General features: G+C 31.2%; 40 protein-coding genes and 1 other RNA gene. 4 read left to right on the top strand and 37 right to left on the bottom strand.

The window, feature by feature from the left end; genetic code table 4:
• The 13 genes from A6V39_RS03440 to greA are packed head-to-tail and all read right to left on the bottom strand — an operon-like array spanning nt 1 to nt 10,982.
• Nucleotides 1-1,143, bottom strand: coding sequence for a restriction endonuclease subunit S (locus tag A6V39_RS03440; RefSeq protein ID WP_187150245.1), 1,143 nt, complete (start codon nt 1,141-1,143; stop codon nt 1-3).
• Entirely contained in the window at nt 1,136-1,504 is a 369-nt protein-coding gene (locus tag A6V39_RS03435; RefSeq protein ID WP_187150244.1) for a hypothetical protein, read from the bottom strand. Before A6V39_RS03435 ends, A6V39_RS03440 begins: the two co-directional genes overlap by 8 nt.
• Nucleotides 1,505-1,506: 2 nt before the next feature.
• Entirely contained in the window at nt 1,507-3,075 is a 1,569-nt protein-coding gene (gene pyrG / locus A6V39_RS03430; protein ID WP_245633510.1) for a CTP synthase, read from the bottom strand.
• Nucleotide 3,076: 1 nt separating this feature from the next.
• Complete coding sequence (gene obgE / locus A6V39_RS03425) at nt 3,077-4,330, bottom strand: GTPase ObgE (protein ID WP_187150243.1); 1,254 nt, start codon at nt 4,328-4,330, stop codon at nt 3,077-3,079.
• A 2-nt stretch (nt 4,331-4,332) separates the two neighbouring features.
• A complete protein-coding gene (locus A6V39_RS03420; RefSeq protein WP_187150242.1) occupies nt 4,333-5,175 on the bottom strand; it encodes a hypothetical protein in 843 nt (280 codons plus the stop codon).
• A complete protein-coding gene (rbfA, locus tag A6V39_RS03415; protein ID WP_187150241.1) occupies nt 5,168-5,521 on the bottom strand; it encodes a 30S ribosome-binding factor RbfA in 354 nt (117 codons plus the stop codon). Before rbfA ends, A6V39_RS03420 begins: the two co-directional genes overlap by 8 nt.
• Entirely contained in the window at nt 5,521-7,224 is a 1,704-nt protein-coding gene (gene infB, locus A6V39_RS03410; protein ID WP_187150240.1) for a translation initiation factor IF-2, read from the bottom strand. Before infB ends, rbfA begins: the two co-directional genes overlap by 1 nt.
• Nucleotides 7,211-8,506, bottom strand: coding sequence for a NusA N-terminal domain-containing protein (locus tag A6V39_RS03405; protein WP_187150239.1), 1,296 nt, complete (start codon nt 8,504-8,506; stop codon nt 7,211-7,213). Before A6V39_RS03405 ends, infB begins: the two co-directional genes overlap by 14 nt.
• 11 nt (nt 8,507-8,517) lie before the next feature.
• A complete protein-coding gene (locus A6V39_RS03400; RefSeq protein ID WP_187150238.1) occupies nt 8,518-9,021 on the bottom strand; it encodes a hypothetical protein in 504 nt (167 codons plus the stop codon).
• Nucleotides 9,002-9,391 (bottom strand): transcription antitermination factor NusB, encoded by a 390-nt coding sequence (locus A6V39_RS03395; RefSeq protein WP_187150237.1) that lies wholly within the window; start codon nt 9,389-9,391, stop codon nt 9,002-9,004. The genes A6V39_RS03400 and A6V39_RS03395 overlap by 20 nt, the downstream gene beginning before the upstream one ends.
• Nucleotides 9,384-9,725 carry a hypothetical protein gene (locus A6V39_RS03390; RefSeq protein ID WP_187150236.1) on the bottom strand — a complete coding sequence of 114 codons (342 nt, stop codon included), beginning with the start codon at nt 9,723-9,725 and terminating at the stop codon, nt 9,384-9,386. The genes A6V39_RS03395 and A6V39_RS03390 overlap by 8 nt, the downstream gene beginning before the upstream one ends.
• Complete coding sequence (gene rpsB, locus A6V39_RS03385; RefSeq protein WP_245633508.1) at nt 9,697-10,506, bottom strand: 30S ribosomal protein S2; 810 nt, start codon at nt 10,504-10,506, stop codon at nt 9,697-9,699. Before rpsB ends, A6V39_RS03390 begins: the two co-directional genes overlap by 29 nt.
• A gap of 2 nt (nt 10,507-10,508) precedes the next feature.
• Complete coding sequence (greA, locus tag A6V39_RS03380) at nt 10,509-10,982, bottom strand: transcription elongation factor GreA (protein WP_187150234.1); 474 nt, start codon at nt 10,980-10,982, stop codon at nt 10,509-10,511.
• Between the two features lie 126 nt (nt 10,983-11,108).
• Between greA and ssrA the strand changes: the two genes are divergently transcribed.
• Both ssrA and A6V39_RS03370 read left to right on the top strand, forming a co-directional pair.
• Nucleotides 11,109-11,399: a transfer-messenger RNA gene (gene ssrA, locus A6V39_RS03375) on the top strand.
• Nucleotides 11,400-11,407: 8 nt separating this feature from the next.
• Nucleotides 11,408-12,040: a DJ-1/PfpI family protein gene (locus A6V39_RS03370; RefSeq protein ID WP_187150233.1), complete on the top strand. Its 633-nt coding sequence runs from the start codon at nt 11,408-11,410 to the stop codon at nt 12,038-12,040.
• On the opposite strand, the gene rplQ is transcribed toward A6V39_RS03370, so the two are convergent.
• The 7 genes from rplQ to map are packed head-to-tail and all read right to left on the bottom strand — an operon-like array spanning nt 12,027 to nt 15,377.
• Nucleotides 12,027-12,371 carry a 50S ribosomal protein L17 gene (gene rplQ / locus A6V39_RS03365; RefSeq protein ID WP_187150232.1) on the bottom strand — a complete coding sequence of 115 codons (345 nt, stop codon included), beginning with the start codon at nt 12,369-12,371 and terminating at the stop codon, nt 12,027-12,029. The two genes, A6V39_RS03370 and rplQ, sit on opposite strands and share 14 nt — an antisense overlap.
• Entirely contained in the window at nt 12,371-13,354 is a 984-nt protein-coding gene (locus tag A6V39_RS03360; RefSeq protein WP_187150231.1) for a DNA-directed RNA polymerase subunit alpha, read from the bottom strand. The genes rplQ and A6V39_RS03360 overlap by 1 nt, the downstream gene beginning before the upstream one ends.
• A 38-nt stretch (nt 13,355-13,392) precedes the next feature.
• Entirely contained in the window at nt 13,393-13,767 is a 375-nt protein-coding gene (rpsK, locus tag A6V39_RS03355) for a 30S ribosomal protein S11 (RefSeq protein ID WP_245633507.1), read from the bottom strand.
• A complete protein-coding gene (gene rpsM / locus A6V39_RS03350; protein ID WP_187150230.1) occupies nt 13,767-14,234 on the bottom strand; it encodes a 30S ribosomal protein S13 in 468 nt (155 codons plus the stop codon). The genes rpsK and rpsM overlap by 1 nt, the downstream gene beginning before the upstream one ends.
• Nucleotides 14,235-14,348 (bottom strand): 50S ribosomal protein L36, encoded by a 114-nt coding sequence (gene rpmJ, locus A6V39_RS03345; RefSeq protein WP_187150229.1) that lies wholly within the window; start codon nt 14,346-14,348, stop codon nt 14,235-14,237.
• Nucleotides 14,349-14,350: 2 nt separating this feature from the next.
• On the bottom strand, nt 14,351-14,590 hold the full coding sequence (gene infA / locus A6V39_RS03340; protein WP_187150228.1) for a translation initiation factor IF-1: 240 nt from the start codon (nt 14,588-14,590) through the stop codon (nt 14,351-14,353).
• Nucleotides 14,583-15,377 (bottom strand): type I methionyl aminopeptidase, encoded by a 795-nt coding sequence (gene map / locus A6V39_RS03335; protein ID WP_187150227.1) that lies wholly within the window; start codon nt 15,375-15,377, stop codon nt 14,583-14,585. The genes infA and map overlap by 8 nt, the downstream gene beginning before the upstream one ends.
• Before the next feature lie 20 nt (nt 15,378-15,397).
• Here map and A6V39_RS03330 point away from each other — a divergent pair, with 20 nt between their 5' ends.
• Nucleotides 15,398-15,667 carry a hypothetical protein gene (locus A6V39_RS03330; RefSeq protein WP_187150226.1) on the top strand — a complete coding sequence of 90 codons (270 nt, stop codon included), beginning with the start codon at nt 15,398-15,400 and terminating at the stop codon, nt 15,665-15,667.
• A 10-nt stretch (nt 15,668-15,677) separates the two neighbouring features.
• The gene (locus A6V39_RS03325; RefSeq protein WP_187150225.1) at nt 15,678-15,905 is read left to right on the top strand and encodes a hypothetical protein; all 228 of its coding nucleotides are present in this window, start codon (nt 15,678-15,680) and stop codon (nt 15,903-15,905) included.
• Here the strand turns inward: A6V39_RS03325 and A6V39_RS03320 are convergent.
• The 17 genes from A6V39_RS03320 to rpsS are packed head-to-tail and all read right to left on the bottom strand — an operon-like array spanning nt 15,902 to nt 23,924.
• Entirely contained in the window at nt 15,902-16,522 is a 621-nt protein-coding gene (locus A6V39_RS03320) for an adenylate kinase family protein (RefSeq protein ID WP_187150224.1), read from the bottom strand. The genes A6V39_RS03325 and A6V39_RS03320 overlap by 4 nt on opposite strands.
• Nucleotides 16,523-16,535: 13 nt before the next feature.
• The gene (secY, locus tag A6V39_RS03315; protein ID WP_187150223.1) at nt 16,536-17,888 is read right to left on the bottom strand and encodes a preprotein translocase subunit SecY; all 1,353 of its coding nucleotides are present in this window, start codon (nt 17,886-17,888) and stop codon (nt 16,536-16,538) included.
• Nucleotides 17,872-18,327, bottom strand: a complete 456-nt coding sequence (gene rplO / locus A6V39_RS03310) for a 50S ribosomal protein L15 (RefSeq protein WP_187150222.1) — start codon at nt 18,325-18,327, stop codon at nt 17,872-17,874. Before rplO ends, secY begins: the two co-directional genes overlap by 17 nt.
• Entirely contained in the window at nt 18,327-18,899 is a 573-nt protein-coding gene (gene rpsE / locus A6V39_RS03305; RefSeq protein ID WP_187150221.1) for a 30S ribosomal protein S5, read from the bottom strand. Before rpsE ends, rplO begins: the two co-directional genes overlap by 1 nt.
• The gene (rplR, locus tag A6V39_RS03300) at nt 18,899-19,243 is read right to left on the bottom strand and encodes a 50S ribosomal protein L18 (RefSeq protein WP_187150220.1); all 345 of its coding nucleotides are present in this window, start codon (nt 19,241-19,243) and stop codon (nt 18,899-18,901) included. The genes rpsE and rplR overlap by 1 nt, the downstream gene beginning before the upstream one ends.
• Nucleotides 19,243-19,794 carry a 50S ribosomal protein L6 gene (gene rplF / locus A6V39_RS03295; RefSeq protein WP_187150219.1) on the bottom strand — a complete coding sequence of 184 codons (552 nt, stop codon included), beginning with the start codon at nt 19,792-19,794 and terminating at the stop codon, nt 19,243-19,245. Before rplF ends, rplR begins: the two co-directional genes overlap by 1 nt.
• A complete protein-coding gene (gene rpsH, locus A6V39_RS03290; protein WP_187150218.1) occupies nt 19,794-20,189 on the bottom strand; it encodes a 30S ribosomal protein S8 in 396 nt (131 codons plus the stop codon). The genes rplF and rpsH overlap by 1 nt, the downstream gene beginning before the upstream one ends.
• Nucleotides 20,183-20,368, bottom strand: coding sequence for a type Z 30S ribosomal protein S14 (locus A6V39_RS03285; protein ID WP_187150217.1), 186 nt, complete (start codon nt 20,366-20,368; stop codon nt 20,183-20,185). Before A6V39_RS03285 ends, rpsH begins: the two co-directional genes overlap by 7 nt.
• Nucleotides 20,368-20,913 carry a 50S ribosomal protein L5 gene (gene rplE / locus A6V39_RS03280; protein WP_281178729.1) on the bottom strand — a complete coding sequence of 182 codons (546 nt, stop codon included), beginning with the start codon at nt 20,911-20,913 and terminating at the stop codon, nt 20,368-20,370. The genes A6V39_RS03285 and rplE overlap by 1 nt, the downstream gene beginning before the upstream one ends.
• Nucleotides 20,910-21,212, bottom strand: a complete 303-nt coding sequence (rplX, locus tag A6V39_RS03275) for a 50S ribosomal protein L24 (protein ID WP_187150215.1) — start codon at nt 21,210-21,212, stop codon at nt 20,910-20,912. Before rplX ends, rplE begins: the two co-directional genes overlap by 4 nt.
• Nucleotides 21,212-21,580, bottom strand: coding sequence for a 50S ribosomal protein L14 (rplN, locus tag A6V39_RS03270; protein WP_187150214.1), 369 nt, complete (start codon nt 21,578-21,580; stop codon nt 21,212-21,214). The genes rplX and rplN overlap by 1 nt, the downstream gene beginning before the upstream one ends.
• Complete coding sequence (gene rpsQ, locus A6V39_RS03265) at nt 21,580-21,822, bottom strand: 30S ribosomal protein S17 (RefSeq protein WP_187150213.1); 243 nt, start codon at nt 21,820-21,822, stop codon at nt 21,580-21,582. Before rpsQ ends, rplN begins: the two co-directional genes overlap by 1 nt.
• Nucleotides 21,812-22,051 carry a 50S ribosomal protein L29 gene (rpmC, locus tag A6V39_RS03260; RefSeq protein ID WP_187150212.1) on the bottom strand — a complete coding sequence of 80 codons (240 nt, stop codon included), beginning with the start codon at nt 22,049-22,051 and terminating at the stop codon, nt 21,812-21,814. Before rpmC ends, rpsQ begins: the two co-directional genes overlap by 11 nt.
• On the bottom strand, nt 22,044-22,454 hold the full coding sequence (gene rplP / locus A6V39_RS03255) for a 50S ribosomal protein L16 (protein ID WP_187150211.1): 411 nt from the start codon (nt 22,452-22,454) through the stop codon (nt 22,044-22,046). Before rplP ends, rpmC begins: the two co-directional genes overlap by 8 nt.
• A 2-nt stretch (nt 22,455-22,456) precedes the next feature.
• The gene (gene rpsC, locus A6V39_RS03250) at nt 22,457-23,191 is read right to left on the bottom strand and encodes a 30S ribosomal protein S3 (protein ID WP_187150210.1); all 735 of its coding nucleotides are present in this window, start codon (nt 23,189-23,191) and stop codon (nt 22,457-22,459) included.
• Nucleotides 23,191-23,652 carry a 50S ribosomal protein L22 gene (gene rplV / locus A6V39_RS03245; RefSeq protein WP_245633506.1) on the bottom strand — a complete coding sequence of 154 codons (462 nt, stop codon included), beginning with the start codon at nt 23,650-23,652 and terminating at the stop codon, nt 23,191-23,193. Before rplV ends, rpsC begins: the two co-directional genes overlap by 1 nt.
• Nucleotides 23,652-23,924, bottom strand: coding sequence for a 30S ribosomal protein S19 (rpsS, locus tag A6V39_RS03240; RefSeq protein WP_187150209.1), 273 nt, complete (start codon nt 23,922-23,924; stop codon nt 23,652-23,654). The genes rplV and rpsS overlap by 1 nt, the downstream gene beginning before the upstream one ends.

Genomic DNA, 23,924 nt, shown 5'->3' with positions numbered 1-23,924 from the left:
TTAATTTATTTCAAGCTTCTGACTATATATTCACTCAATTAATTCGTTCTTAATAATCTGAAATTTATTGACCTGTTTTGACAAACAATCTATTTGTTTTTGAATAGGTTCAGCAAATTTATTAAATAAGTTTAACAAATTATTTGGAGGAATAGAAACTTTAAAATTTCTAAATCTTTCCACTCCTAATCTTGGAATAGTTGTTGAATTAGATGTTTTTCTAAAGAAAGGGAGCAAATAATTAATCTTTTCAAATAATCAATATACGTAATGATGTTTCAAACTAAGAACATAAACTTGAGACATAACATCAAATTTACCAACACAGTATTTAACACATAACTCTCCTGCACTAGACAATATTAAAGCTTCTTGATCAAAAGAATATTCGTTTATTCTTTGTGTTTCTTTTGAACAGGTAAAGAAAGGATAAAGTCCATGTTCTTTTGTTTCACCTGCAAGCCTTGGTCCGGCTTTAAAGTTAACAAAATCCTTTAATAGAGTTGGTTTTCAATTAGAGGGGTTGGTGTCTATGTAATTTGGAAACTTATGATTTATGAATCAACGTTGAAATAACTTGGTTCTTTGGTTCTTCAATAAATCTATTTGTTTTTCGTAGTTTTCTATTAATAGATCATAAGTAGATAAGATCTTTCCTATTTTTTGTTGAATATCTAAAGGAGGGTTAGGAAAAGATATTTTTAATATCCTGTTCAAGGTTAATTTTTTAGTAATAGATACAGCCGACGATATATTTTGACAAAGCCTCTTTATTTTCCCAAAATCAAAACAATACTTTACAAATTTTGGATCTGAAACGTTCTCAAAAGAGTTAAATCCATGCAATTGCGTACATAAACAAGAAGGTTTTTTTAAAATGGAAGTTCCAGCCACAATACCATGATTTACAATACAAACAGTATTTTCAGAAAATAATTTACTTTGCCTTAAACCAAATTTGTTGTAATATTTCCTAACATTATTAACAAACAGTTTTCCATCAATGCACAAAACTTGAACAAAGGGTATATTACCATTTTCAAACAAATAAGGGTCGTTTTCAGGTTTGTGAGTTTGTTTACCTCTTTGTAAATTTCCTAACTTATCTAAAGTTACTTCTTCTCATTTAGAATTGTTATCCATCTTCATCGCAAATCTTCTTTGTAGTTGATTCCTCTACTGTTTTTCTTCTTTCGGAATCTGCACAAAAACCAGAAAGCTCAGTTTTCTGTTGTGTTCCATTGCCGGGATAAAAACCAGTTTTTTCTTGGTTTAAAGCAAAGAGAACATAACTTCTTCCAGTAGCAATCTTCTTGGCAAGCTCTACTTCATCTTTACCTTCTTTATTTAATTTCACTAATTCTGTTTCCAAAACTTTCAATTTTTTGCCCCAAAAATCCTCATAATTAAAGGCGATCTTTTTGGGTTTTGGGTAAAGCAAAACTCCTGTAACAATAGCGCCTAAAGTCCCAACTCCTATTAATCCTTTAACTCAAATATTCATTATTACTTAGTTACTCCGGCTTTTAGGAAATTCAAGAATAAAGGAGAGATATCTAATAAATTAGTTTCAAATTCTGGATGAAATTGAGTTGCTACAAAAAATGGATGATTCCTTAATTCAATCATCTCTGTAATTTGCTCTTCATCATCACTAAAAGCAGATAATACAAAATCAGTATCTTTAAACACTCCTATATATTCAGGATTTAAATAATATTTATGTCTATGTCTTTCTGAAATAATCTCCTCTTTAAATAACTCATAAGCGTAAGTATTTCTAATAATCTTAATTTTCTTACTTCCCAGTCGCATCTCTTTGGTTGAAACAGGAATAAATAAAGGTGTCTTAGTATCTGGATCTATCTCAGTACTATTGCAATCACTGTAATTAAGCACATTACGCATATATTCAATACATGCCAATTGCATCCCAAAACAAATTCCTAAAAAAGGAATTTTGTTAACTCTACAATATTCAATGACTTTAATTTTACCTTCTGTACCTCTACTACCAAAGCCATGAGGCACACAAATTGCTCCATACTCCTTAAGCTCTTCTAAATCTACTTCATCAGAAGAAATGTAATCTATAGTAAGCTCTACACTTAATTGGTAAGAAGCAATCTTAAAAGATTCAATTATAGAAATATAGGCATCAGAAGCTAATGTATATTTACCAATTAAAGCTAACTTTAATTTGTATTTTTTAGGTTGCAAAATTTTAGAAGTAAGTTTTTTTCAATCATCTAAATTTTTTTTGGGTAAAGAAAGTCTGAAATAAGAAAGTATTTTAGAATGTACATCTGCTTCATAAAGTTTTTCTGCAATTAAATAAATACTTTCTTGATCAGTAGAATAAACCATATTATCTGGATCCATCTGAGCCGCAACAGAAATCTTAGGTCTCACATCTACTTGGGGAACAGAATCACATCTAAGAATTAATAAATTAGGAAAAATATTGTGAGAAATTAATTGCTTTAAAGAGTGTTGAGTAGCTTTAGTTTTAAATTCTCCAAATAATTTAAGTTTGAATATAGGAGAAATATGAATGAAAAAAACATTATCTTCTCCATACTCTCTCCTAAATCTATGTGCTGCTTCTAAAAAGGGTAAAGATTCTATATCTCCTACAGTTCCTCCTATTTCAACAAATAGAAAATCATAGTCTTTCTCTTTTTCTAATAAGGCATAAATAGAAGAATTAATTTCATTAACAACGTGCGGAATTACTTGAATAGTATCGCCAGAAAAATCATTTTCTTGCTTTTCTAATAAGCTTTTGTAAATAGTTCCGGCTGTAATACAAGATTGTTTAGTAAGCTTGTAATTCATAAATCTTTCATAATGCCCTAAATCTAAATCAGTCTCATGACCATCAGAAGTCACATATACCTCTCCATGTTGTTCTGGAGAAAGATTCCCAGAATTAATATTTAAATAAGGATCAAATTTAAGTACAGATACTTTAAAGCCTAACTCTTTAAATATTCTCCCTACGCTAGCTAAAGTTAATCCCTTTCCTACTGAAGAATAAACTCCACCTGTAAAAAAGATAATTTTTGTTTTCATACTAATCCACTAAAAATTTATAGTTTAGATCATAAATATTCACCGCCTCCCCCTTGACTGCTCCTCTCTTTAATAGCTCTTTCTCTACTCCTAAAGAATTAATTTTTTGAAAAAGACGAGCGATATTATCGTGAGTGTCTAAGGGAATTTTAAAAACTCAATATTTTAAAGCAGGATGCTTAACTACTCATATTTCTTTCTCTTTAGTTATCTCTAAAGTAGCGAATAATAGTGGATCATCTGCCACTTCTAAGTAGTCTGGTTTTTCTTTTACTTTAAACTTTGATTTCTCAAAAAGCTCAAATACTCTTTTTTTTAATTCCTCTATATTCTTATTATCAAGTACTGAAATCAAAATAGCTTCCGGATGTTCTTTCTTTAATTTAATTATTTGCTCATTAGTAATTAAGTCTATTTTATTCAAACATAATAATCTAGGTTTTTGAAATAACTCACCTGAGTAATTTTTTAACTCCTTCTCTATTACCTCTATATTCTCGGCTAAATTAGGAATAGAGCAGTCTACTATATGTATTAATAATTTGCATCTATTTAAATGTTTAAGAAATTCAAATCCTAGTCCTGCTCCTTCAGAAGCATTCTCTATTAATCCAGGAATATCAGCAAATACTAATTTCTTATTTTCATAAGTAACTGTACCTAATACCGGCACTAGTGTAGTAAAGGGAAAATCTGCTACTTTAGGTTTAGCATTAGAAATTAAAGAAAGTAATGAAGACTTTCCTGCATTAGGCATGCCTAAAAAACCAATATCTGAAATAGTCTCTAAATCTAGAATAATTTCTAGTTCTTCTGCGGGATCTCCTAATTCATATAAATAAGGTGCAGAATTTTTTGAAGATTTAAAGGATGCATTCCCTCTACCTCCTGCTCCTCCTTTGCAAGCTAGATAAGACTCTCCATGTTTAATTAATTCAAAAAGTTTTTCATTATTTACTTTATTGAAAATATTAGTTCCACAAGGAACTTTAATTCTCAAATCTTCGCCATTTTTTCCATGCATATTCTTATTGCTTCCATTTTCGCCATTCTCTGCCTTTATTAATTTAGAGTGTCTTAAATGAAAAAGACTATTTACATTTTCATCGGCCTCTATATATATAGAGCCTCCTTTGCCCCCATTCCCGCCTGCCGGCCCTCCTAACCTTACTTTACTCTCTCTCCTTCAAGCTATTATGCCATCCCCTCCTTTGCCCGATCTAAGAAGAATAGTAGCTGATGATACAAATTTCAAAATTATCTAATAATTCCTCACCTTCAATGTATTACATAGAATAAGAAAGTATTGAATATTGCTAAAGCTAAGAATACTACTGCTACAGTAAAGAATGTAAATAAGAAGAAGTGGAAGTTCTTAGAGTTATGTAAATGGTTTACATTAACAAATCAAAGTGTCATTAAAAAGAATGGAGGAATTAGTGCAAAAATAAAAGAGAAAGAGGCAGAATAGAAAATTAAGTTTGATCAAGTAGAAGCAAAAGCTCTTCTAAATTCATCTGTATGTGAAGAAGGTTTAGCTCAAAAAATTATTAATGGAATACTAAGTACAGTTATTACAGCTAAGAGTAATAGTTCAAATTTAAACATGAGAGAGCTCTTTCTTGTATTCCTAAGTCATAGCTCAGTCATGGAAGAGAAGTCATTAAGATAAGCATAAATGCGTTTTTTGTAATTCTTATGACATGAAGAAAAGAATCTTCACGCCTCAGGAACAATAACAGTTTGTTTTTGTACTTTTTTTTCTAATAATAATAAATCTCTTATTTTTTGTAATAAAGAGAGTAATGCATTAGTAGGAGCACCTTCCTCAAGAAGTTTTTTATGATGTATTTCAGTACTAGTTAAACTAGCATGAATACTAGTTAATAACTCAGGATCTGGTACGTGCTCTTGAAACTCATACTCTTTCTTCTCCTCAACATAAAGCTCACATATCTCAGGAGTATCAGAATTTCTAGCTCTCCTATTAGCCTCAATGAAAAGTTCAGCTAATTTCGAGTCCTCTATTTTTGTAACTTGGTCGGCCGCTTGATCTAAACTATCTCCACCTCCAGACTTCTTATTCTCTTCTTTAGGCATCCTCTAAATTCTTAGTAGCTTCATCTATTAAAGATTCTACTTTTCTGGCTCTATTAAAGTCTTCATCATTTACAAATCTTAAAAAAGGTACTCTATATTTACCTAAAGCTTGTGTTAATAAGACTTTAAAAAAACCATTAAGTTTGTTTAATTTTTCAAGCACTAATTTAGGTTTAGTATTATTTACTAAATCTAAATATACTGTAGCAAAAGTTTTATCTTTACTAACTTTAACAAAATTAATAGTAACTCTCTTAAATATAGGGTCTTCTAACTTTTCTGAAAGTATTCTCAACAAAACCTTATGCAGGTTTTTGGAGAACTTCTTGGATTCTATGCTCTCCACTAAACAATGCGAAATGCCTCAATAAAATCTCCAACTTTTATATTGTTTCAATTATTTACTACAATACCACATTCCTGATTCTCTAAACATTCTTTAATCTCAAAAGCTTCTGTCTTAAAGGACTTAATAGTGGAAGTAAATAATATCTCTCCCTCTCTAATAACTCTCACTTTATCAGTCTTATTAATCTTTCCAGATATTACTTTACATCCAGCAATAGTACCTACTTTTGAGTGATGTCAAAGCTTTAATACTTCAGCTCTTCCCAATACTTCCTCTACTTTTTCAATTACTTTATTACCCTCAATTATTGCAATTAAATCCTCTTCAATTTCATAAACACTTCTGTAATCCTTAAGTGCTAACTTCATCTCTTTAGCGCTATTAATAATAGTGGTGGGAATTTTTTGATTGAAATTAATAACTATCGAAGAAGAAATAGAGGCCAATTGTAAATCTGCATCTGTAACTGATCCTATACTTGAAGCAATTATTGGTATATTGTATCTATAAATAATTTCTTTTATTGCCTCTAAAGAACCACTTACATCTGCCCTAAGAATAATAGTAAGATTCTCTGTTTCTTTAGTTTTCTCAAGAATTACACTCTCTTTTTGTAAATCATCTTGTCACTTCTCAAATAGCTCTTTTGCTTCTTTCTCATTCTTAAATGAAAGAAATTTATCGCCTGCTTCTGGTAATGATTTAAAGCCAGAAAGTACCGCTGGTAAACAAGGCTCTAATAATTTAATTGGTTTATTACTAGCATCAGCAATAGACTTTATTTTGCAAAAAGAAGATTTCATTACTATGAAATCTCCACACTTTAAAGTGCCTCTTGAAAGTAATACAGTAGCTGTAGAGCCCATTCCTTTATTAATTCTAGATTCAATAACAGTACCTATAGCTGGCGTTTCTTCAGTAGTTTTAAGTTCAGCTATTTCTGCCACAAGTAATATAGATTCAAGTAATTCATCAATTCCTTTGCCTTGAAGTGCAGAACCCTCTACACATAATACATCTCCCCCAAATTCCTCTAATATTACTCCGTGCTCCATTAAAGTATTCTTAATAGAGCCTATATTCTTAGTACCTTTGTCAATCTTATTAATAAAGACTATTAATTTAACTTTAGCTGCTAAAGCATGTTGTATAGCCTCAATAGTTTGGGGCTTAATGCCATCATCTGCCGCTGTAACTAATACTACTATATCTGTAACATTAGCCCCCCTAGCTCTCATCTTTGTGAAAGCTTCATGGCCAGGAGTATCTAAGAAAGTTATTTTCTTCTTATTCTTAACTATTTGATAAGCACCTATATGCTGAGTAATACCACCATATTCTGAATCAGTAACATTACTACCTCTTATTTTGTCTAGCAAAGTAGTCTTACCATGGTCTACATGTCCCATAATAGTAACTATAGGTGTTTTCTCTATAGTTTTCTTAGAGTCTAAAGTAAGGTAAGGAGAGAATATATCTGACTCTTGATCATTTCCTTCCGACTTAGAGAATTGAATATTAAAGCTTTCGCAAAGAGATAAACAATCCTCTTCTTTAAGAATAGTATTTAAATTAGTAATAATCCCCTTAATAAAAAAATATTTAATTATTGAACCGGCATCTACATTTACCTTTTTTGCAAAGTCTGAAACTGTTAAAGGCTTTACAAAATTAAAGGAAGACTCATTATGATTGGTCATTGTCTATACTTCTGTCTTTGAGCTCTCTCATAGCATTTTCATTTTTTTTATAGTGCATTTTGAAAATTCTCTCTGAGATCTTATTACTATTAGAGAACTTATCATCATCAATAGCAATATAGTCTAAATTCTCATCTTTAGCTTCTTGTATTGTTTTCAAATTAATTTTTCAATTAGTTAACATATATACAAGTTTAGTATTTGAACCTCTCTTACCAATGCAAGAAAGTAAATTATCTAATGTTGCAACTAAAGTAATTTCGTTTTCATCTTCAACTTTGTAACCAATAATCTTTCCTGTAACAAAAGCATTAATAACATTCTGAACTGGATCATCATTCCAAAGAATGACATCTATTTTTTCATTTAATAATTCACTTGAAATAACTTTAAGTCTCTTGCCTTTAGGGCCAATACAACAACCTACTGGATCAATATTAGGATCATTAGAGTGCACTAATACTTTAGTTTTCAAGCCTGCTATTCTTGCAATACCTCTAATTTCCACCTTACCCTCAGCCATTTCTGAAATATGTTTAGCCATAACAAATTTAACAATTTCGGCATCAATTCTTGAAAGTGTTATAGGAAAGTGCATATTCATTTCAGATATTTCTTTAACATAGAACAAGTATGTTTGTCCTAATGCTAAATTTTCATAAATTCTTGTTCCATTAGGACCATCTATTCAAACAATATCACTTCTAAAAATAAGTCCTTTTGCTACGGTTCCGTCAGGAGCAATCAAAGAAACAATTATTTTCTTAACTTTCCTATCATCTTTATTCTCAATTATCTCTTCAACAGTACCTTCAATTACTTTACCTTGAAAAGGAGATCATTTTTGACAAATATTCTTACTTACTTCGGTTTGAGTAAGTTTCTTAAAGAATAGTTGTATATTATTAGTAATTTTTGAATCAAAATCTTCAATCTCTACTTCTTGATAAACCGTATCCCCTACTTGAGGTTTAGGAGGATTCTTAGAAGTTCTGGGTAATTTAGATACTTTAGAAATAGGAATTAATGTTTCATAGTCTTCAAAGCCCTCTTTTGAAAAGTATTCATCTGTAACTACTTGAAGATGTCTTCATATCTCTATTTTCTCATTCTTTAAATCTATATTTACGTCAACAACATTATCTGGATATTCTTTAAGAAAAGCCGTATGAAAAGTTTGAGATAATAACTCTGCTACTTTTTCTGGAGATAAAGCATATTTTTCAGCTACTTGCGAAATTAAATTAAGTAATGTCTTCTCTCCCTGTCTCCTAATTTTCATTCAAAAATAAATTAAATATTTCTTGCTTTTTTATTTGATAAATAACTGGCAATAATAGTCTCCTTATTTTTATTATAAAAAATATCCCAATTAACACAAAATTCATATCAGCTCAAGCAAGCGCCAGAAGCTACTCCTAATATACAAGTAAAGGCCAGCGCAGTATAACCAACTGTTGCTGCTGCTGCTGTTTGGGCTTTTCAAGAAACTACTAAAGAAATTATGAATAAATTAAATGAAATAAAGGAAGCTAATACACCTTTTCAAAAAAAACCAAATCTATCGTCTTTAATAATCTCTCTACATGCCTTAAATTCTCTCATAGTGTAATACATATATACAAGCAATAAAGGAAAGACTAAACTAGGAGCAATGCAAAGCATCAGCATACTCCCTGAACCTCCTGAACCGTTATTAACTTTCCTATCTACTGCTATTAGCGCTGGTATAGCTATATTAAAAAGTAAAGCAAGATATCAATATCAATGCTTTCATTTAATTATTAACTGCTCCATTCTTTAAACAATTCTCAAGCACTCCATTTATTAGTTTATATTCGTTCTCGCCACAGTAGTTCTTAGCTGTTTTAACGGATTGTTCAATAAGAATATTGGGAGGAGTATTTAAAGAATTAAATTCTGAAATAGCTTCAAGAAGTATAGAGGATGCAATAGTATTAAGCCTATCTATCTCTCAGCCTTCTTTAAGATATGTATTTAAAAGTTTAATATACTTATTCTTATTTTCTAGATAATTTTGAAATACTTTCTTTTCAAAATCGGTCCACTCTTCTAGTCCTATAGGGTGTTTTAATTGGGGACAAAGAAATTCCGAGTATATAGCCTCTACTAATGCAACTCTTCTCTGCCAACGTGATTTATCCATCGCATGTTATCTTAAAGTTCTGACCTTTTAAATATTCCATATACTTCTTATTACCTATTAATAAGTAGTCTTTAGACTTATCTAAACTATCTAATTCTTCTTTTCAATTCTCTTCACTCAAAAATATCATTCTATTTTGAAAAGCTATATATTTATTAAATTTAGAGCTATAGCCCACTACTAAAGGTATTAGCTTACCTCTGAATAATAATGACTTAATAGAGGGTTTAACTTTAATATTGAATTTGCTTAAGAAATTTAATAAGTACTCTAAGTAATAAAAAAATCTAAGCTCTATATGTCTCCTAAATAAAAGATACAGTTCCTCTTTCACCACTTCTAAATTTGTAATGTTGTTGATATTCTTCAGGAATTGTAATTTCTGACATATCTTTGTAAGCCACTAATTGCGCTTGACCTTGCACTTGAGCAATAGCATCACATAATAAATTAGCTATCAAATAAACTGATTTAGTAGAGCTATTATTACCTGGTATTACGAAATCTACATTATCTGGATCTGTATTAGTATTTGAAATAGCAATTATTGGAATATTCATTTTTCTTGCTTCTTGAACAGCAATAACATCTTCAACAGGATTAAATACTACCAATAAATTTGGCAATCTTTGTAAATTCCTAATACCTCCGTAAAACTTCTCTAATTTTTCTTTTTGTTTAGAAAAATGAAGTATCTCTCTTTTTGTATAACCCTCTTGTAAATCAGGGTTCTCTAATAAATCTGTAAGTTCATTAAGTTTTTTGATATTTGAACTAATATTTTTGAAATTAGTTAATAAACCTCCTAGTCATCTTTGAGTTAAATAAAGAGCTTTAACTCTTGAAGCTGCTTCCATAATAATAGGAGAAGTATTCTTATTCTTTACTCCCACAAACATAATATCTGCGCCAGCTTTAACTAAGTCCAGAATATAGTCATAAGCATTACCTAAAAATCAAGATATCTTGTCAGTATCAAATAAATATCTTCCGCTTTCTTTATTAAGAATGAAATCCTTCATTTTAGGATTTCAATATCTAAAACGAAGACCTATATGGCAGTCGCAATTTTCAAGTGTCTCCTTAGTTACTAAAGGTCTTTTATTATTTTCCAAATTTATGAAATATTAAGTATTTTTACTTTATATGGTGAGTGAATATTTTGTACTTCTACTACATCCCCTACCTTTTTACCCAACATAGATTTAGCTAAAGGACATTCATTAGAGATACGACCCATACTAGGATTATTATCTACAGACCCTAATATCTCATATTCACTCTCTATATTATCCTCAATCTCTAATATCTTTACTTTAGAACCAATCTTTACAATATCTCCTACTGAACCCACTTCAGTATCAGAAATTAGTACATGATTATCAAGAATAGCTTTAATTTCAAGAATTCTAGTTTCAATTACTTTTTGTTTATTTAAAGCAGCTTCATAGTCAGCATTCTCAGAAAGATCACCATTATCTCTAGCTACTTTAATTTCATTAATAACATCAATTCTTTCAACGTTAACTAAATTATTGTATTCTTCTTTAAGAGTAGCTAAAGATTCAGAAGTTAGACGATGCTTAATCATTAAATTTTCTTTTGATTTTTAATTAATTCCTACTAATAATAAAAAATATTAAGAAAAATAATTAATATACGAAAAAATTTTTTAAAATTTTCAAAGATACTTATTGAAAAATAAGTATGCAGTAGCGGGAGTGTTTATTGGCTTCGACAGTTAATTAAAAGGACACTGACTACAATAGGGTAAGCCCTTTATAGCTAAAAATAAACGCAAAGAAAAAAGAGCGTGCTTCATTAGTGAATCTACTAATGAGCAACTCTCAGCAATTAGCTTTAACTCTTTAGTTTAACTAGTAGCTGAGGGGGTGTCGAAGGGGTTTAAGTTGTAGAGGTTATTGTTAGTTCTTAGAAACTAACTAAGTTGTAAACGTCTTTGTTACTGGTTAATTGGATGGGGGTTCGAATCCCCTCACTTCCACCATTTTATTTATGCAAAAACAAATAAGAATTGCTGTAATAGCTCCTAATAACGTTGAAGATATGGAACTAATAGTTCCTATAGATATCTGAAAACGTGCTAAGTTTATTGTAGATGTAATGGTTTACGATGTTAAATCAAGCTTTAATTTAAGTTATTCAATGCTTAAAGTAACTTCTGGTCTTAATTTAAAGACTGTAAATATGATTCAGTATGATGCTATTTTCTTGCCTGGGGGCCCAGGATACAAAAGCTATTTAAATCCTTCAAGCATTGAAAGGGATGATCCCGATCCTAAATTGCATAACTCTGTTAAGAAATTCTTTGATGATCCAAGTAAGTGGTTAGTAGCTATTTGTGCAGCACCTATTCCTTTATTATGCATTCTAGAAGAAGCAAGAAATAAAGATTTAAGTTTTACTTGCTACAATGATCCTAATATTATTGGAGATTTCAGAGAGAATTGAATTAATAAAAAAGTAGTTGTAGATAAACAAGTAATTACTGCTCAGAATGCTGGTTGTGCTATAGATGTTGCTTTAGCTACTGTTGAATGTTTAGCTGGTGCAGAATTGGCTCAAGAAATAGCTAAGAAGCTATTTATCGATTACAAAGGAGTGCATAATTATCCTATACTAAACTAAGAATAACTCTATTCTCTTCTCTAAGTTTAAGTAATCTAGAATAACCACCGTTTCTATTTTTGTAAGTAGTAGCTATTTCAGTAAATAACTTCTTAAGCAACTCATCTTTTTTATATTTAGTAGTAGGTAAAAGAATTGAAGCTGCTTCTCTTTTGTGTTCTAAAGTATCTTCCTTTGAAAGAGTAATAAGTCTCTCTAGAAATCTTTGAGTATTCTTTCCATAGCTCTTAGTAGTAGTTATATAGCCATAAGACAAAACATCAGAGATCTGCTGTCTAGTCACCATTTTCTTATGAGCTAGAGTTCTGCCCTTCCTATTAACGAATGACACTACTCCCCTCTAAATTTAAGACCCCTCTCAGATAACTTCTGAATAATCTCATCTAAAGACTTCTTACCTAAATTTTTAATTTTCTCAGCTTCTTCCTTGGTAATCTCAGTTAGTTCAGTAATAGTATTAATACCACTTTGTTTTAAACAATTAAAGGACCTCATAGTTAACTCTAAATCATCAATAGGGGTTGCCATTGCTGTTTTTCTAGTAACAACATTTTCGCTACCTGCCATTAAATTCTTCTTAGCTATCTCAGGATTAAATTCGGCTATAGGTTCAAGAATAGAAATTAAAGTACGAGCAGCCAATGAAAGAGCATCGGCCGCTTTAATAGAGCCATTTGTAGCTACAGTTAAATTTAATTTATCAGTAGTACCTTGTTTAGTAGTCTTCTCTTCAGTAACTTTCCACTCTACTTTAACAATTGGGGAAAATAAAGAGTCAATTGCAATAATTTTCAAAGTATTTAATCTTTCTCTATTTTCTAAAAAGCTTCTGTAACCTCTATCTAAAGTAGCATATAATTCCATCTCTAAAGGAACTTCCTTAGTAAGCTCACATATTTTTAAATCTCCATTAACAATCTTCACGCCTGGAGGACATACAATATCTTTACCATAAACAGGTCCAACTTTAGAAGTATTAATTTTTAATGTAGGTCACTCACTAATTGATTTATCCTCTAAGCTTTCAGGATCAAATACTTTTTCATCTATTGAAATAACTAATTTCTTAATATTAAGTACTATAGCAGTTACATCTTCCATAATGCCATCAATTGCTGCAAACTCATGAGAAATAGAGTTTATTTTGATAGCAAAAACAGCGGCTCCTGGAATAGATCCAAGCAACACTCTCCTTAATGCATTGCCTAAAGTAGTTCCAAAACCTTGCTTTAAAGGAGAAATAACTACTGAGGCTAGATACTGACTGGACTCAATAAGTTTAAAATCTATATTAAATTTAGGAAATTTATCCACTGTCGTCTAAAAAAACCTTCTAATCATTATAACAATTTTTATCTAGGTTTTTTTGGAGGTCTGCATCCATTATGAGGTAGAGGTGTTACATCAATAATTTCTGTAACATTAAAACCAAAAGTAGATAGTGTTCTTATAGCTATCTCTTTTCCTCTCCCAATTCCTTTTACTTTTATTATTAAATTCTGCAACCCTAAATTCTGGGCATTCTTTCCGATCTTAGATGCTACTAAATTAGCTACATAAGGAGTGGCTTTCTTAGTGCCCTTGTAATTTAGTGTTCCTGCTGATTCTTGTAGAACACAATTACCACTTTCATCAGTAATAGTGATTAAAGTATTATTAAGAGTAGAGCTAATGTGCGCTATTCCAGAGCTTAAAACAACTTTTTTCTTTTTCTTAGGTGCTGCCACTATTTACTTTCGATTTTCTTATTAGCTACTGTTTTTCTAGGTCCTTTTCTGGTTCTAGCATTAGTTCTAGTTCTTTGACCATGAACAGGTAAACCTCTTCTATGTCTAATACCAATATAACAATTAATTTCGACTAAGTTTTTTATATTATCACTTACTTTTTTTCTTAAATCGCCCTCAAATAAAAATTCATGGTAAATATATTTTTCAGTATTATTTTGTAAATTAATAATTATTTGAGAAATAGTAGCTAAGTGGTCTTTAGTAAGCTCATTTACTTTAATCCTTAATTTCTTATCTAATTCTTCTTTTTCCTCTCTAGTTAACTTGTTTAGTGGCTTTATTTCATTAAAGAAAGCTTTTTGTACTATCTTTCTAGAAGTAGTAAGTCCTACTCCATATATAGCTGTAAGCGCAGAATAAAGTGGTTTATTGTTCGGTATATCTACTCCCAATATACGTGGCATCTATTTTTGTCTTTGCTTATGTTTAGCTACTTTGCAAATAACACAAACCCTACTTTTACGCTTAATGATTTTACAATATTTACAAATACACTTAACTGAGGCTCTTACTTTCATAATTAGGATTCAACTGGTCTTGGTTCTAGATGTCTTTTTACTATTCTACCTTTGGTTAAATCAAAAGGGCTGATTTCAACATCTACTTTATCACCCAATATCACATGTACATTATATTTCTTCATTTTTCCAGATACATGACAAGTTATTGTAGTATTATTCTCCAATTCCACAATAACTACACCACCGCCTTGGATCTTCCTTACTATCCCTCCTAACTTTATCTTATTCTCTTTATCCAAGATATTTTTTTATCTCTTCTTCTGAAGCTGTAAGTACTTCTATTCCATTATCCATTACTAATACCATATGCTCTCAGTGACATGTCATACTTCCAACTTTTTTAGAAAAAATATCAAAACCATTCTCGCCTTTTCTATGTTCTCCTGTATCTTGATCTAATAACATTGGTTCTACACATATTACTGTACCTGGTTTTATTATCATGCCTTGTCCTGGCTTCAAACCTTTATTGTATATATTAGGTTTAAGATGTATTTCTTTTCCAATGGTATGCCCTACAAAACCATCAATAATTGCATATTTAGTATTATCAATAACATATTTCTCTATAGCGTAAGCTATATCTCCCTGTGTACACTTAGGTCTTACAGCCTTAATACCTGCTCATAAAGCTTTATGCCCATGTTCAATAAAGTCAACATATTTACTATTAGTATCAGGATCTATTATTAGAGTCATTGCTGAATCAATAAAGATTGATTTGTGTTTGAAACCTATATCTAAAGTAACTTTATCACCTGACTTAAAAGTAATATCATGTCCTACTCCATGTATTATGCAATCATTAACAGAAATACATATATGTCCAGGGAAGTTATGGTACAAGTAAAATGCTGTTTCTACTCGATGTTTATCAAATAATTCTTTTGCTTTATTATTAACTTCTGCTCCTGTTACTCCAGCTTTTGTAAATTCTTTAAGTTCTTTACTTATTAGTTGCCATATCTTTCCGCCCTCCCGCATTTCTTTAATTTCATCAGGGTTTAAAATTGTATAATCATCCATATCTACTATATATTTTATATATGTTGCCGGTAGCTTATAGAGTAATAAAGAGTTTTGCCACTCTCTTTGGAGTGGTAGGAGTTCTTGCTTGTATAGGTGGAATTATCGGTGGAATAATTGCTAATGAAGGTGTAAAAAAGGGCCAAGCAGTAACACAAGCCAGTTCGTCGACAACAGTAGTAAATAGTGGAGGAGAAGCTTCAGGGAGCTCTGGGTCAACAGGTTCCAGCTCATCACAAGCTTTAAGTTCAAGCACTTCTCAAACATCTTTATCTTCTTTAATTCTTTAAAAGTCTAAGTATGCTTCCAGTAGCTTACAGAGTTATTAAAGGATTTGCAACATTCTTTGGTGTTATAGGAGTAATTAGTTGTGTTGGTGGAATCATTGGAGGAATTATTGCCAATGACGAGTTAAAAAAAAACAAAACCCAAGGGCTGAGTCAACCTCCAGTAGCGGACAACCAAGTTCAAGCGATTCCTCAACCAGCTCTGCAGGCACAGAAGGAGCGATTGCCTCAAGTACCCTAACTACAATACTTTGAAAATAAATCTACTAAATTTCTCACATCATCACTAGCATCTAGTTCTTCCATTAATCCTTCTGCTTTATAGTAGTCAATTAAAGGTTGTGTAGCCTCTTTGTATGTATTAAGCCTTTTTTCTACTACTTCTCTATTATCATCTTCTCTTTTGTAAAGCTTAGAACCATCAAAATCACAAATACCTGGTACTTTAGGAGGATTATTAATTAAATTAAAAGAATGATCTTCTTTTTCACATAACACTCTACTTGTAAGTCTCTCTGTTACATATTCATCTGATTTAGGTATTAAATAGAACACTTTATTAATAGGAAAGTGATCTTTAATAAAGTTAGCTTGCCCTATAGTTCTTGGATATCCATCCATTATTAGAACTTGAGAATTATTCTTATTTGATAAAGCTGTTAACTCCTCTAGTACTATCTTATTAACAACATCATCAGTAACTAACTTCCCAGAACTCATAATATCTTTGTATTTCTCCTTAGCTGCTCTAAAAATTTTTCCTGTTGAAAAATGCACAAATTTATATTTCTCTACTAGTGCTTGAGCAAGACTGCCTTTTCCGCTACCAGGAACTCCTAGTAGGAGTAATAAAACCACAATTTCTTTAATTTTATCAAAGAAATACTTGCCTATTTGAAATTTGAGAACTTAATTGTAAATTTTTTGATTTGTATCTTGAAGTAATAGTATTAGATTTAATAGAGTCTAATATTTGTATAGTTCCTGATACTAGAATAATTATTCCTGTTCCTCCAAGTGCAGCGTTGCTTGGTAGTCCTGTAGCCATACTTAAAAGGCTTGGTAACACTGCAATAAAAGCTAAGAAGGGTGCTCCAAAGCAGTTAATTCTATTTATTACTGATTTGAGATGATTAAAGGTATGTTGTCCTGATCTAATACCTGGAATAAAACGTCCCGATTTACTAAAGTTAGTTACTATTTCCTCTATATTTATCTGAATATGACTATAAATAAAAGAAAATAGGATAATTAAGAAGGAGTATATGGTTAGGCCTACAGGAGTAGTAAGAGCTAAATAAGTTTTGGTAAAGGTAGAGAGTCCTGGGTAATAATTTCTTAAGAGTTCTCCTAATGCACTAGGAAATACCATTAAAGAACCAGCAAATACTACTGGTATTATTCCGGCAGGCATTAATTTAATAGGTAAATAAGAAAGTTTTTTCTTATCTAGAATCAGTCCTTGTCCAGTTTGTTGAATAGGTATTTTTCTTACTGAACCATTTATGAATACTATTAGTAATAGTATTAAGAAGTAGAAGAATAAATAAATTATGAATTTAAATATAGCTATGAATTGTTTATGTTCTTGTAGTACTGTTTTGTCATCTGCTAAGTGATTGTAAGCTGTACTAAAGTTTTCTGGTAAAGAACTAATAATACCAGACATCATTATTAAAGTAATTCCATTACCTAGTCCTCTTTTTGAAATAATATCGGCTAAGAAAAGAGAGATATAGGTGCCACTTACAAATAGTATTACTAATAGAATTCTTTCGCCTATTGGTACATTTCAGAAGCTACTATGACTTTCTCCTGCAAAAGTCTTAAAGTTTATTGAAGAGGAGGAGCTTACTAGTGTTATGGTTCCTAGAGCTGTCATAACAGCAAAAGGAAGAGTAAGAAGTCTGGTGTAAAGCTCCATTTTATATCTACCTCTTTCGCCTCCTTTTCTTAGTTCTGCTAAGTGCTTAATTACATCATTCGACATCATCTGAATGATGATTTGGGCTGTAATGTAGGGGGAGATTCCTGTAGAGAAGAGGCTTATTTTTCTAAGTCCTCCTCCGCCAAGCATATTAAGAAGCTGTGAAAGAGCTCCTTGTTCGCCTACTCCTTTAAGCTCTATCCCAGGTACTGTTACGTGGGCTCCTGCTTGAAAAGCAAAAAGAATAAAGAGGGTTGAGAAGATCGCAACTCAAGTGTCCTTATTGTCGCGTATCACTTAGTAAGTGTAAAGTATTTTTTTTCAATTCTAAGCACTCTTTTGCCCCTTTAGAAAAAGAGTGAGCTCAAACAGATACTCCTTCTAGAACACAAGAATTACCAATAAATTTAATATGTTTGTCTTTTTTATGTATTAATTTTAATTGTAGCAGTACTTCTAAAGTAAACTCCTTTACTTCTTTAAAACACTCTAAATCTCTTATGTTTATGGCCTTTATTTTCTTTTCAAATACAAAATTATTGAAGCCATACTTACCTACCTTTCTATAAAGAGGCATTTGACCTCCTTCAAAACCTAGTCTTACATTACCTGACTTCCTAGCATTTTGACCTTTAGTACCTCTGGTGCTACGACCTCCAATACCAGATGAGAAACCTCTACCAACTCTCTTACATCTATGGTCTCTAGAACCCTTCTGAGGCGAAATATTGTACATTAAATATGGAATAAATCTTCAAAAGTTTTATCTCTTAATTTAGCAATATAAGCAGGGCTTCTCTGATTCTTAAGTGCTTCAACAGTAGCTCTAATCATATTCATTGAAGTATTAGAGCCTAAATTCTTAGAATAAATATCTGTGTAACCAGCCAACTCAAGAATAGTCTTAATTGCGCCACCAGCAATAATACCCGTACCTTGTTTAGCTGGTTTAATTAATACTTTTGAAGCGCCATGCTTACCCAAATATTCATGAAATACAGTGCCTTTTTCATTCATTGAAACTTTAACTAAATTCTTATTAGCATTCTTTACAGCTTTCCTTACTGCACTTTGAAATTCCTTTGATTTCCCAATACCATAACCTATCTTACCTTTCTTATTTCCTATAACTACTAATACTCAAGCCCTACTTTGTCTGCCGCCCTTAGTAGTTTTAGAGACTCTCTTAGCTTTAACTATCTTCTCTTCGTATTCTGATTTGTATGTTTTCCTAAAGAATTTTTGTGGCTTCTTAGCCGTCGGTTTCTTTTCAGTAAGGGAGGGATCTCCAGAAATAATTACATTCATTAAATTTTTATGCCTTCTGCTCTAAGTGTATCAGCAATAACAGCTATTTTACCGTGATATTTATGTCCTCCTCTATCTAAAACTAATTGCTCCACTTTTAAAGACTTTAATTTTTTGCTTAAATCTTTAGCTAACAAAACACAATTTTCTTTATTTCCGTTAGGGAGTTTAAGAGTTAAACTAGAAGAAGAAGCTATTGTTTTTTGTTCTAAATCATTAAGTGCATTAGCATAAACGTGTGTATTGGTTTTTGTAATTCGTAAACGTATATGATTATTACCTCTTCTCACTTGTTTAAGAACTCTCTTATGTCTAGCCTTTAAGATTTCTCGTTTAGTTTTCATTATTTTTTAGAACCCTCTGAAGTTTTACCCACCTTTCTAAGAATAATTTCTTCCTTGTATTTAACACCTTTTCCTTTGTAAGGTTCAGGTGGTCTGTAGCCTCTCAATTTAGAAGCAAATTCTCCTAATGATTGTTTATTGTAAGAACTAAGTTCAATTTCTAAAGAAGAAATTAATTTAACTTTTAAATCAGCAGGGATAGATACAAAAATTGGATGAGAATAACCTAAATCTAATCTTATTTTATTACCATCTAAAGCAGCTTTGTAACCAACACCAACTATTTCAAGACTTCTAGTAAAGCCTTTAGTTAAGCCAGTAAAGGCATTTAAAACTAGAGCATTTATTGTGCCGAATTGGGCTCTTGAATGTTTAGAGCTATTAGTCTTCTCTACTGAAAACTTATTATCTTGTAATAAAGGACAAACATTAAATTTATTGTATTTTATCTCTAATTTATTAGCTTGACTTGAAATGGCAATAATATCTTCTAAAATTTCTACCTTTACTCCATCAGGTACACTAAGTACTCTATTACCAATTCGTGACATTATCAAATATATAGTAGTACTTCTCCTCCTAAATTAAGCTTTCTTGACTCTTTTTCGCACATAACATTTTGATTAGTAGAAATAATTGCTGTACCCATTCCATTCATAACAATAGGAAGATTCTTAGCTTTACAATAAACTCTATATCCCGGCTTAGAAACTCTTTTCATTCCTCGTATAGGAGAAACTCCATCTTTATATTTAAGAAATAAAGTTATTTTTCCTATGCCATTAGGAGAAGTTTTAAGTACATAACCTTGTATATAGCCCTCTTCTTCCATTATTCTGCAAATAGATTCAATAACTTTAGAAGAAAAGAAAGATAGTGATTTCTTCCTAGCTCTTACTGCATTATTTATCTGTGCCACTACATTGGCAATAGGATCTGTTATCATGAAGCTTTTCTAATACCAGGCAAATAACCTTTAGTGGCAAAATCTCTAAAACATAGTCTGCATAAAGAGAAATCTCTAAATACTGCCCTTGCTCTTCCGCAACGTTTACAACGATTGTAAGCCCTCACTTTAAATTTAGGATGTTTATTACACTTTTCTATTAAAGCCTTTCTTGCCATTATCGTTTAGTTAAAGGACAGCCCAATGCTGATAATAAAGCATAAGCATGTTCATCATTATTGGAAGAAGTTACAAAAGTAATGTCCATACCTCTTGTTTTCTTAATGTCATCATAAACTATCTCAGTAAAAATTATTTGTTCTTTAATGCCAATAGTTAAATTTCCTCTACCATCAAAAGCATTACTCTTTATTCCTTTAAAGTCTCTAACTCTAGGTAAAGCTACATTAAATAATTTTTCAATAAAATTCCACATTTTCTTATCTCTTAAAGTCACTTTAAGTCCTACTGCTTGCCCTGCTCTTAATTTAAATTCAGCTATAGATTTTTTAGCTTTAGTAATGTAGGGCTTTTGATTAGTAATAAGTTGTAACTCATTGAAAGAAGCTTCTAAGAAACGTCTATCTTGAGTAGCATCACCACAACCTATATTAACTACTACTTTTTTTAGTTTAGGTACTTGCATAACAGAACTTAAGTTTAGTTTTTCTTTAAGTAAAGGTACTATTTCTTGTTTAAATTTAATTTGCAAATTACTCATTATTTAATTTCTTCTTTAGTTTTCTTATTTATTCTAATTTTGATATTGTCTTTAATACTAAATCCTACCCTTACAATTTTCTCATCTTTATCTACCAATGCCACTTTAGAGATATGTATAGGTGCTTCTTTTTCTATAAATAAAGCATCATTATCTGGATTCTTCTTATGTCTCTTAATTTTATTAACACCTTCAACTACCACTAAATTTTCTCTAGGCAACACTTTAATTACAGTGCCAACAGCACCTTTCTGACTGCCGTAAATTACTTTAACTTTATCTTTTCTTCTTATTTTGTGCATTAGAGTACCACTGGAGCTAATGAAAGAATACTATTGTAACCCCCTTTTCTAAGTTCTCTAGTAACGGGTCCAAAAATACGAGTTCCTATAGGATTCTTATCTTCTTTAATTAATACACAAGCATTATCATCAAAAGAAATCATAACTCCATTAGGTCTTGAAATTGGTCTCCTAGTGCGCACTATTAAAGCTTTAAAAATATTTCCTTTTTTCACATTGCCTGAAGTTGATAGTGATTTAACAGAAACTAATACTACATCTCCTATAGCTGCATATCTCCTTCGTGTACCACCATAAACTTTAATAACACCAACTTCCTTTGCTCCTGAATTATCGGCTACAGTAAGCCTACTCATAAACTGTATCATTAGGCGGGTAACACTTCCAATAATCTTCAACGTTTAAGAGCAGATAAGGGTCTACAACTTATGATTCTTACTTTATCTCCCTCTTTAGCTTTCTCATTTTCATCATGAGCATGAAACTTTTTATGTACAGTAACACGCTTTTTGTAGAATGAGTGCATAAAGTTTCTCTCTACAGAAACTACTATAGTTTTTGAGCTTTTTGTAGAGACAACGGTGCCCTGTAATACTTTCTTATTTGCCATCTTCTGCTATTTCTTTGTAAAGCTTTCAGTCTGTAGGGGTTAATTTTTCGCCTCTCTCATTAAGAATAGTTAGTAGTTGAGCTATAGTCCTTCTTGTTTCTTTAAAAATATTAGTATTTGTTAATTCTCCTTGAACTAACTTAAATCTATTCTCAACAAGCTTAGCTTTAAGCTTAATAATCATATTTTTAATCTCTTGGCTATCGTAGCCTCTAAGTTCTTTAATCATTTAAATAAACTGTTTTTGTTTTGATAGGAAGTTTAGCTCCTGCTAAATAGAAAGCTCGTTTAGCATCTTCTTTACTTAATCCTTTTACTTCAAACATAATAGTTCCTTTTTTTACAGGGCACACAAATTTATCAGGAGCACCTTTTCCAGATCCCATACGTACTTCAAGTGGTTTTTTAGTTAGAGACATATGAGGAAAAATTCTAATTCACATTTTCCCTGTCTTACCTAAACGTTTAGAAATAGCAATTCTAGCTGCTTCTATTTGTCTATCAGTAATTCAACAACCTTCTTCTGCCATTATTCCTGCAGTACCAAAAGCTACATATGTATTTCCTTTAGCAGAAGAGGTGTAATCAACTTTATGTGGTTTTCTCCACTTAATTCTCTTAGGCTGTAACATCTCTAATAAGTAGTTGAAATATATCTATTATCTTTACTTTCTTTTTGTTTTCAAGCTCTTGGTTCTGGAGGTAAAGGTACAAAATGGCGACCGAAATATAGCCCTCTATTAACTCAAACTTTAACACCTAGTACACCATAGTCCCTCTTAGCTACTTGGAAAGAATAATCTATATCTGCTCTAAGAGTTGAAAGAGGAATAGAGCCATCTGCACATACTTCGCTCCTAGCAATCTCTACTCCATTAATTCTTCCAGATAATTTAACTTTAACTCCTTGTGCTCCAGCACTCATAGCTCTCTTAATAATTCTTCTGATAGTAATTCGGTGTGGAATTCTATTTTGAATAGCATCTACTATTTCTGCTCCTATTATTTCAGCAGAAACAGCCGAATTTTTAAGCTCTTTAATCTCTAATTTAATAGTAATATTTTTGCCTAGAATACGTTTAAGTTCTCTATTAAGAGTGGAAAGCTCTTTATCATTAGTTAATATTAAAGCTGGCTGTGCTAAATGTAAATAAATTGTTACTGTTAATTTCTCACTTAAATTATTAAATCTCTCTATCTCAATAAGCCCTACGCCAGCTTTTCTACATCTATCTTTAAGTAACTTCCTTACTTTCTCATCTTCAAGAATTCACTTAATACAAGTAGCCTTATCTGGAGCATTCCATCTAGAAAGTCAATTCTTATTTAGTCCAAATCTAAAACTATTTGGATTTACCTTCTGACCCATTACTCTCTATTCTTTCTCTGAATTAGTTTGGGTTTGATTTCAATTGATTTATCTTTTGTAGCTGGTCTATATTTATGTTGATGCGCTCTAGGCTTTAATAAATATTTATTCATTTTTTCACGTTCTTGCCTATCATCGGATAAGTATATCTCCAAATGCGAACATCTCTTTCTTATTAAATCTGATCTACCTTTAGCTCTAGGCATAGTTCGCTTCATAACTCTACCAGTATTAGCTCTACTACTAAAAACATAAAGTTTATCTCCAGACATAGCATGATTATTAACTGCATTAGCTGCCGCAGACATAAGAAGCTTTAATAAATATTTTGCTGTTTTTTGGGGTTGATTTTCCAATATCTTTAGTGCTTCTTCCAGAGGCTTATCTTTAATAAGTCTACAGCATAAAACAGCTTTGCGTGGAGAAACATGCACATTTCTCTGAATGGCTCTAGCGATCATTATTTTTTAACTTTAGCAGCTGTATGCTGTTTAAATACCCTAGTAAGTGCAAACTCTCCTAATTTATGGCCTAACATATATTCAGTACAATAAACATTTACAAAAGTCTTTCCATTATGTACAGCAAAAGTAAGCCCAATAAATTCCGGATATATTGCGCTACGTCTAGATCAAGTCTTAATAATTTTTTTCTTTTCTTGAGCTTGCATAGCAATTGCTTTCTTTAATAATGAAGGCTCTACATAAAGTCCTTTTTTTGAGCTACGTGACAT

The sequence above is a fragment of the Candidatus Mycoplasma haematobovis genome, from assembly GCF_001645765.1.
GTDB classification, from domain to species: domain Bacteria; phylum Bacillota_I; class Bacilli_A; order Mycoplasmatales; family Mycoplasmoidaceae; genus Eperythrozoon_B; species Eperythrozoon_B haematobovis.
The sequence above is the reverse complement of the archived record's forward strand: the minus strand, read 5'-3'. Positions and strand labels throughout refer to the sequence as shown.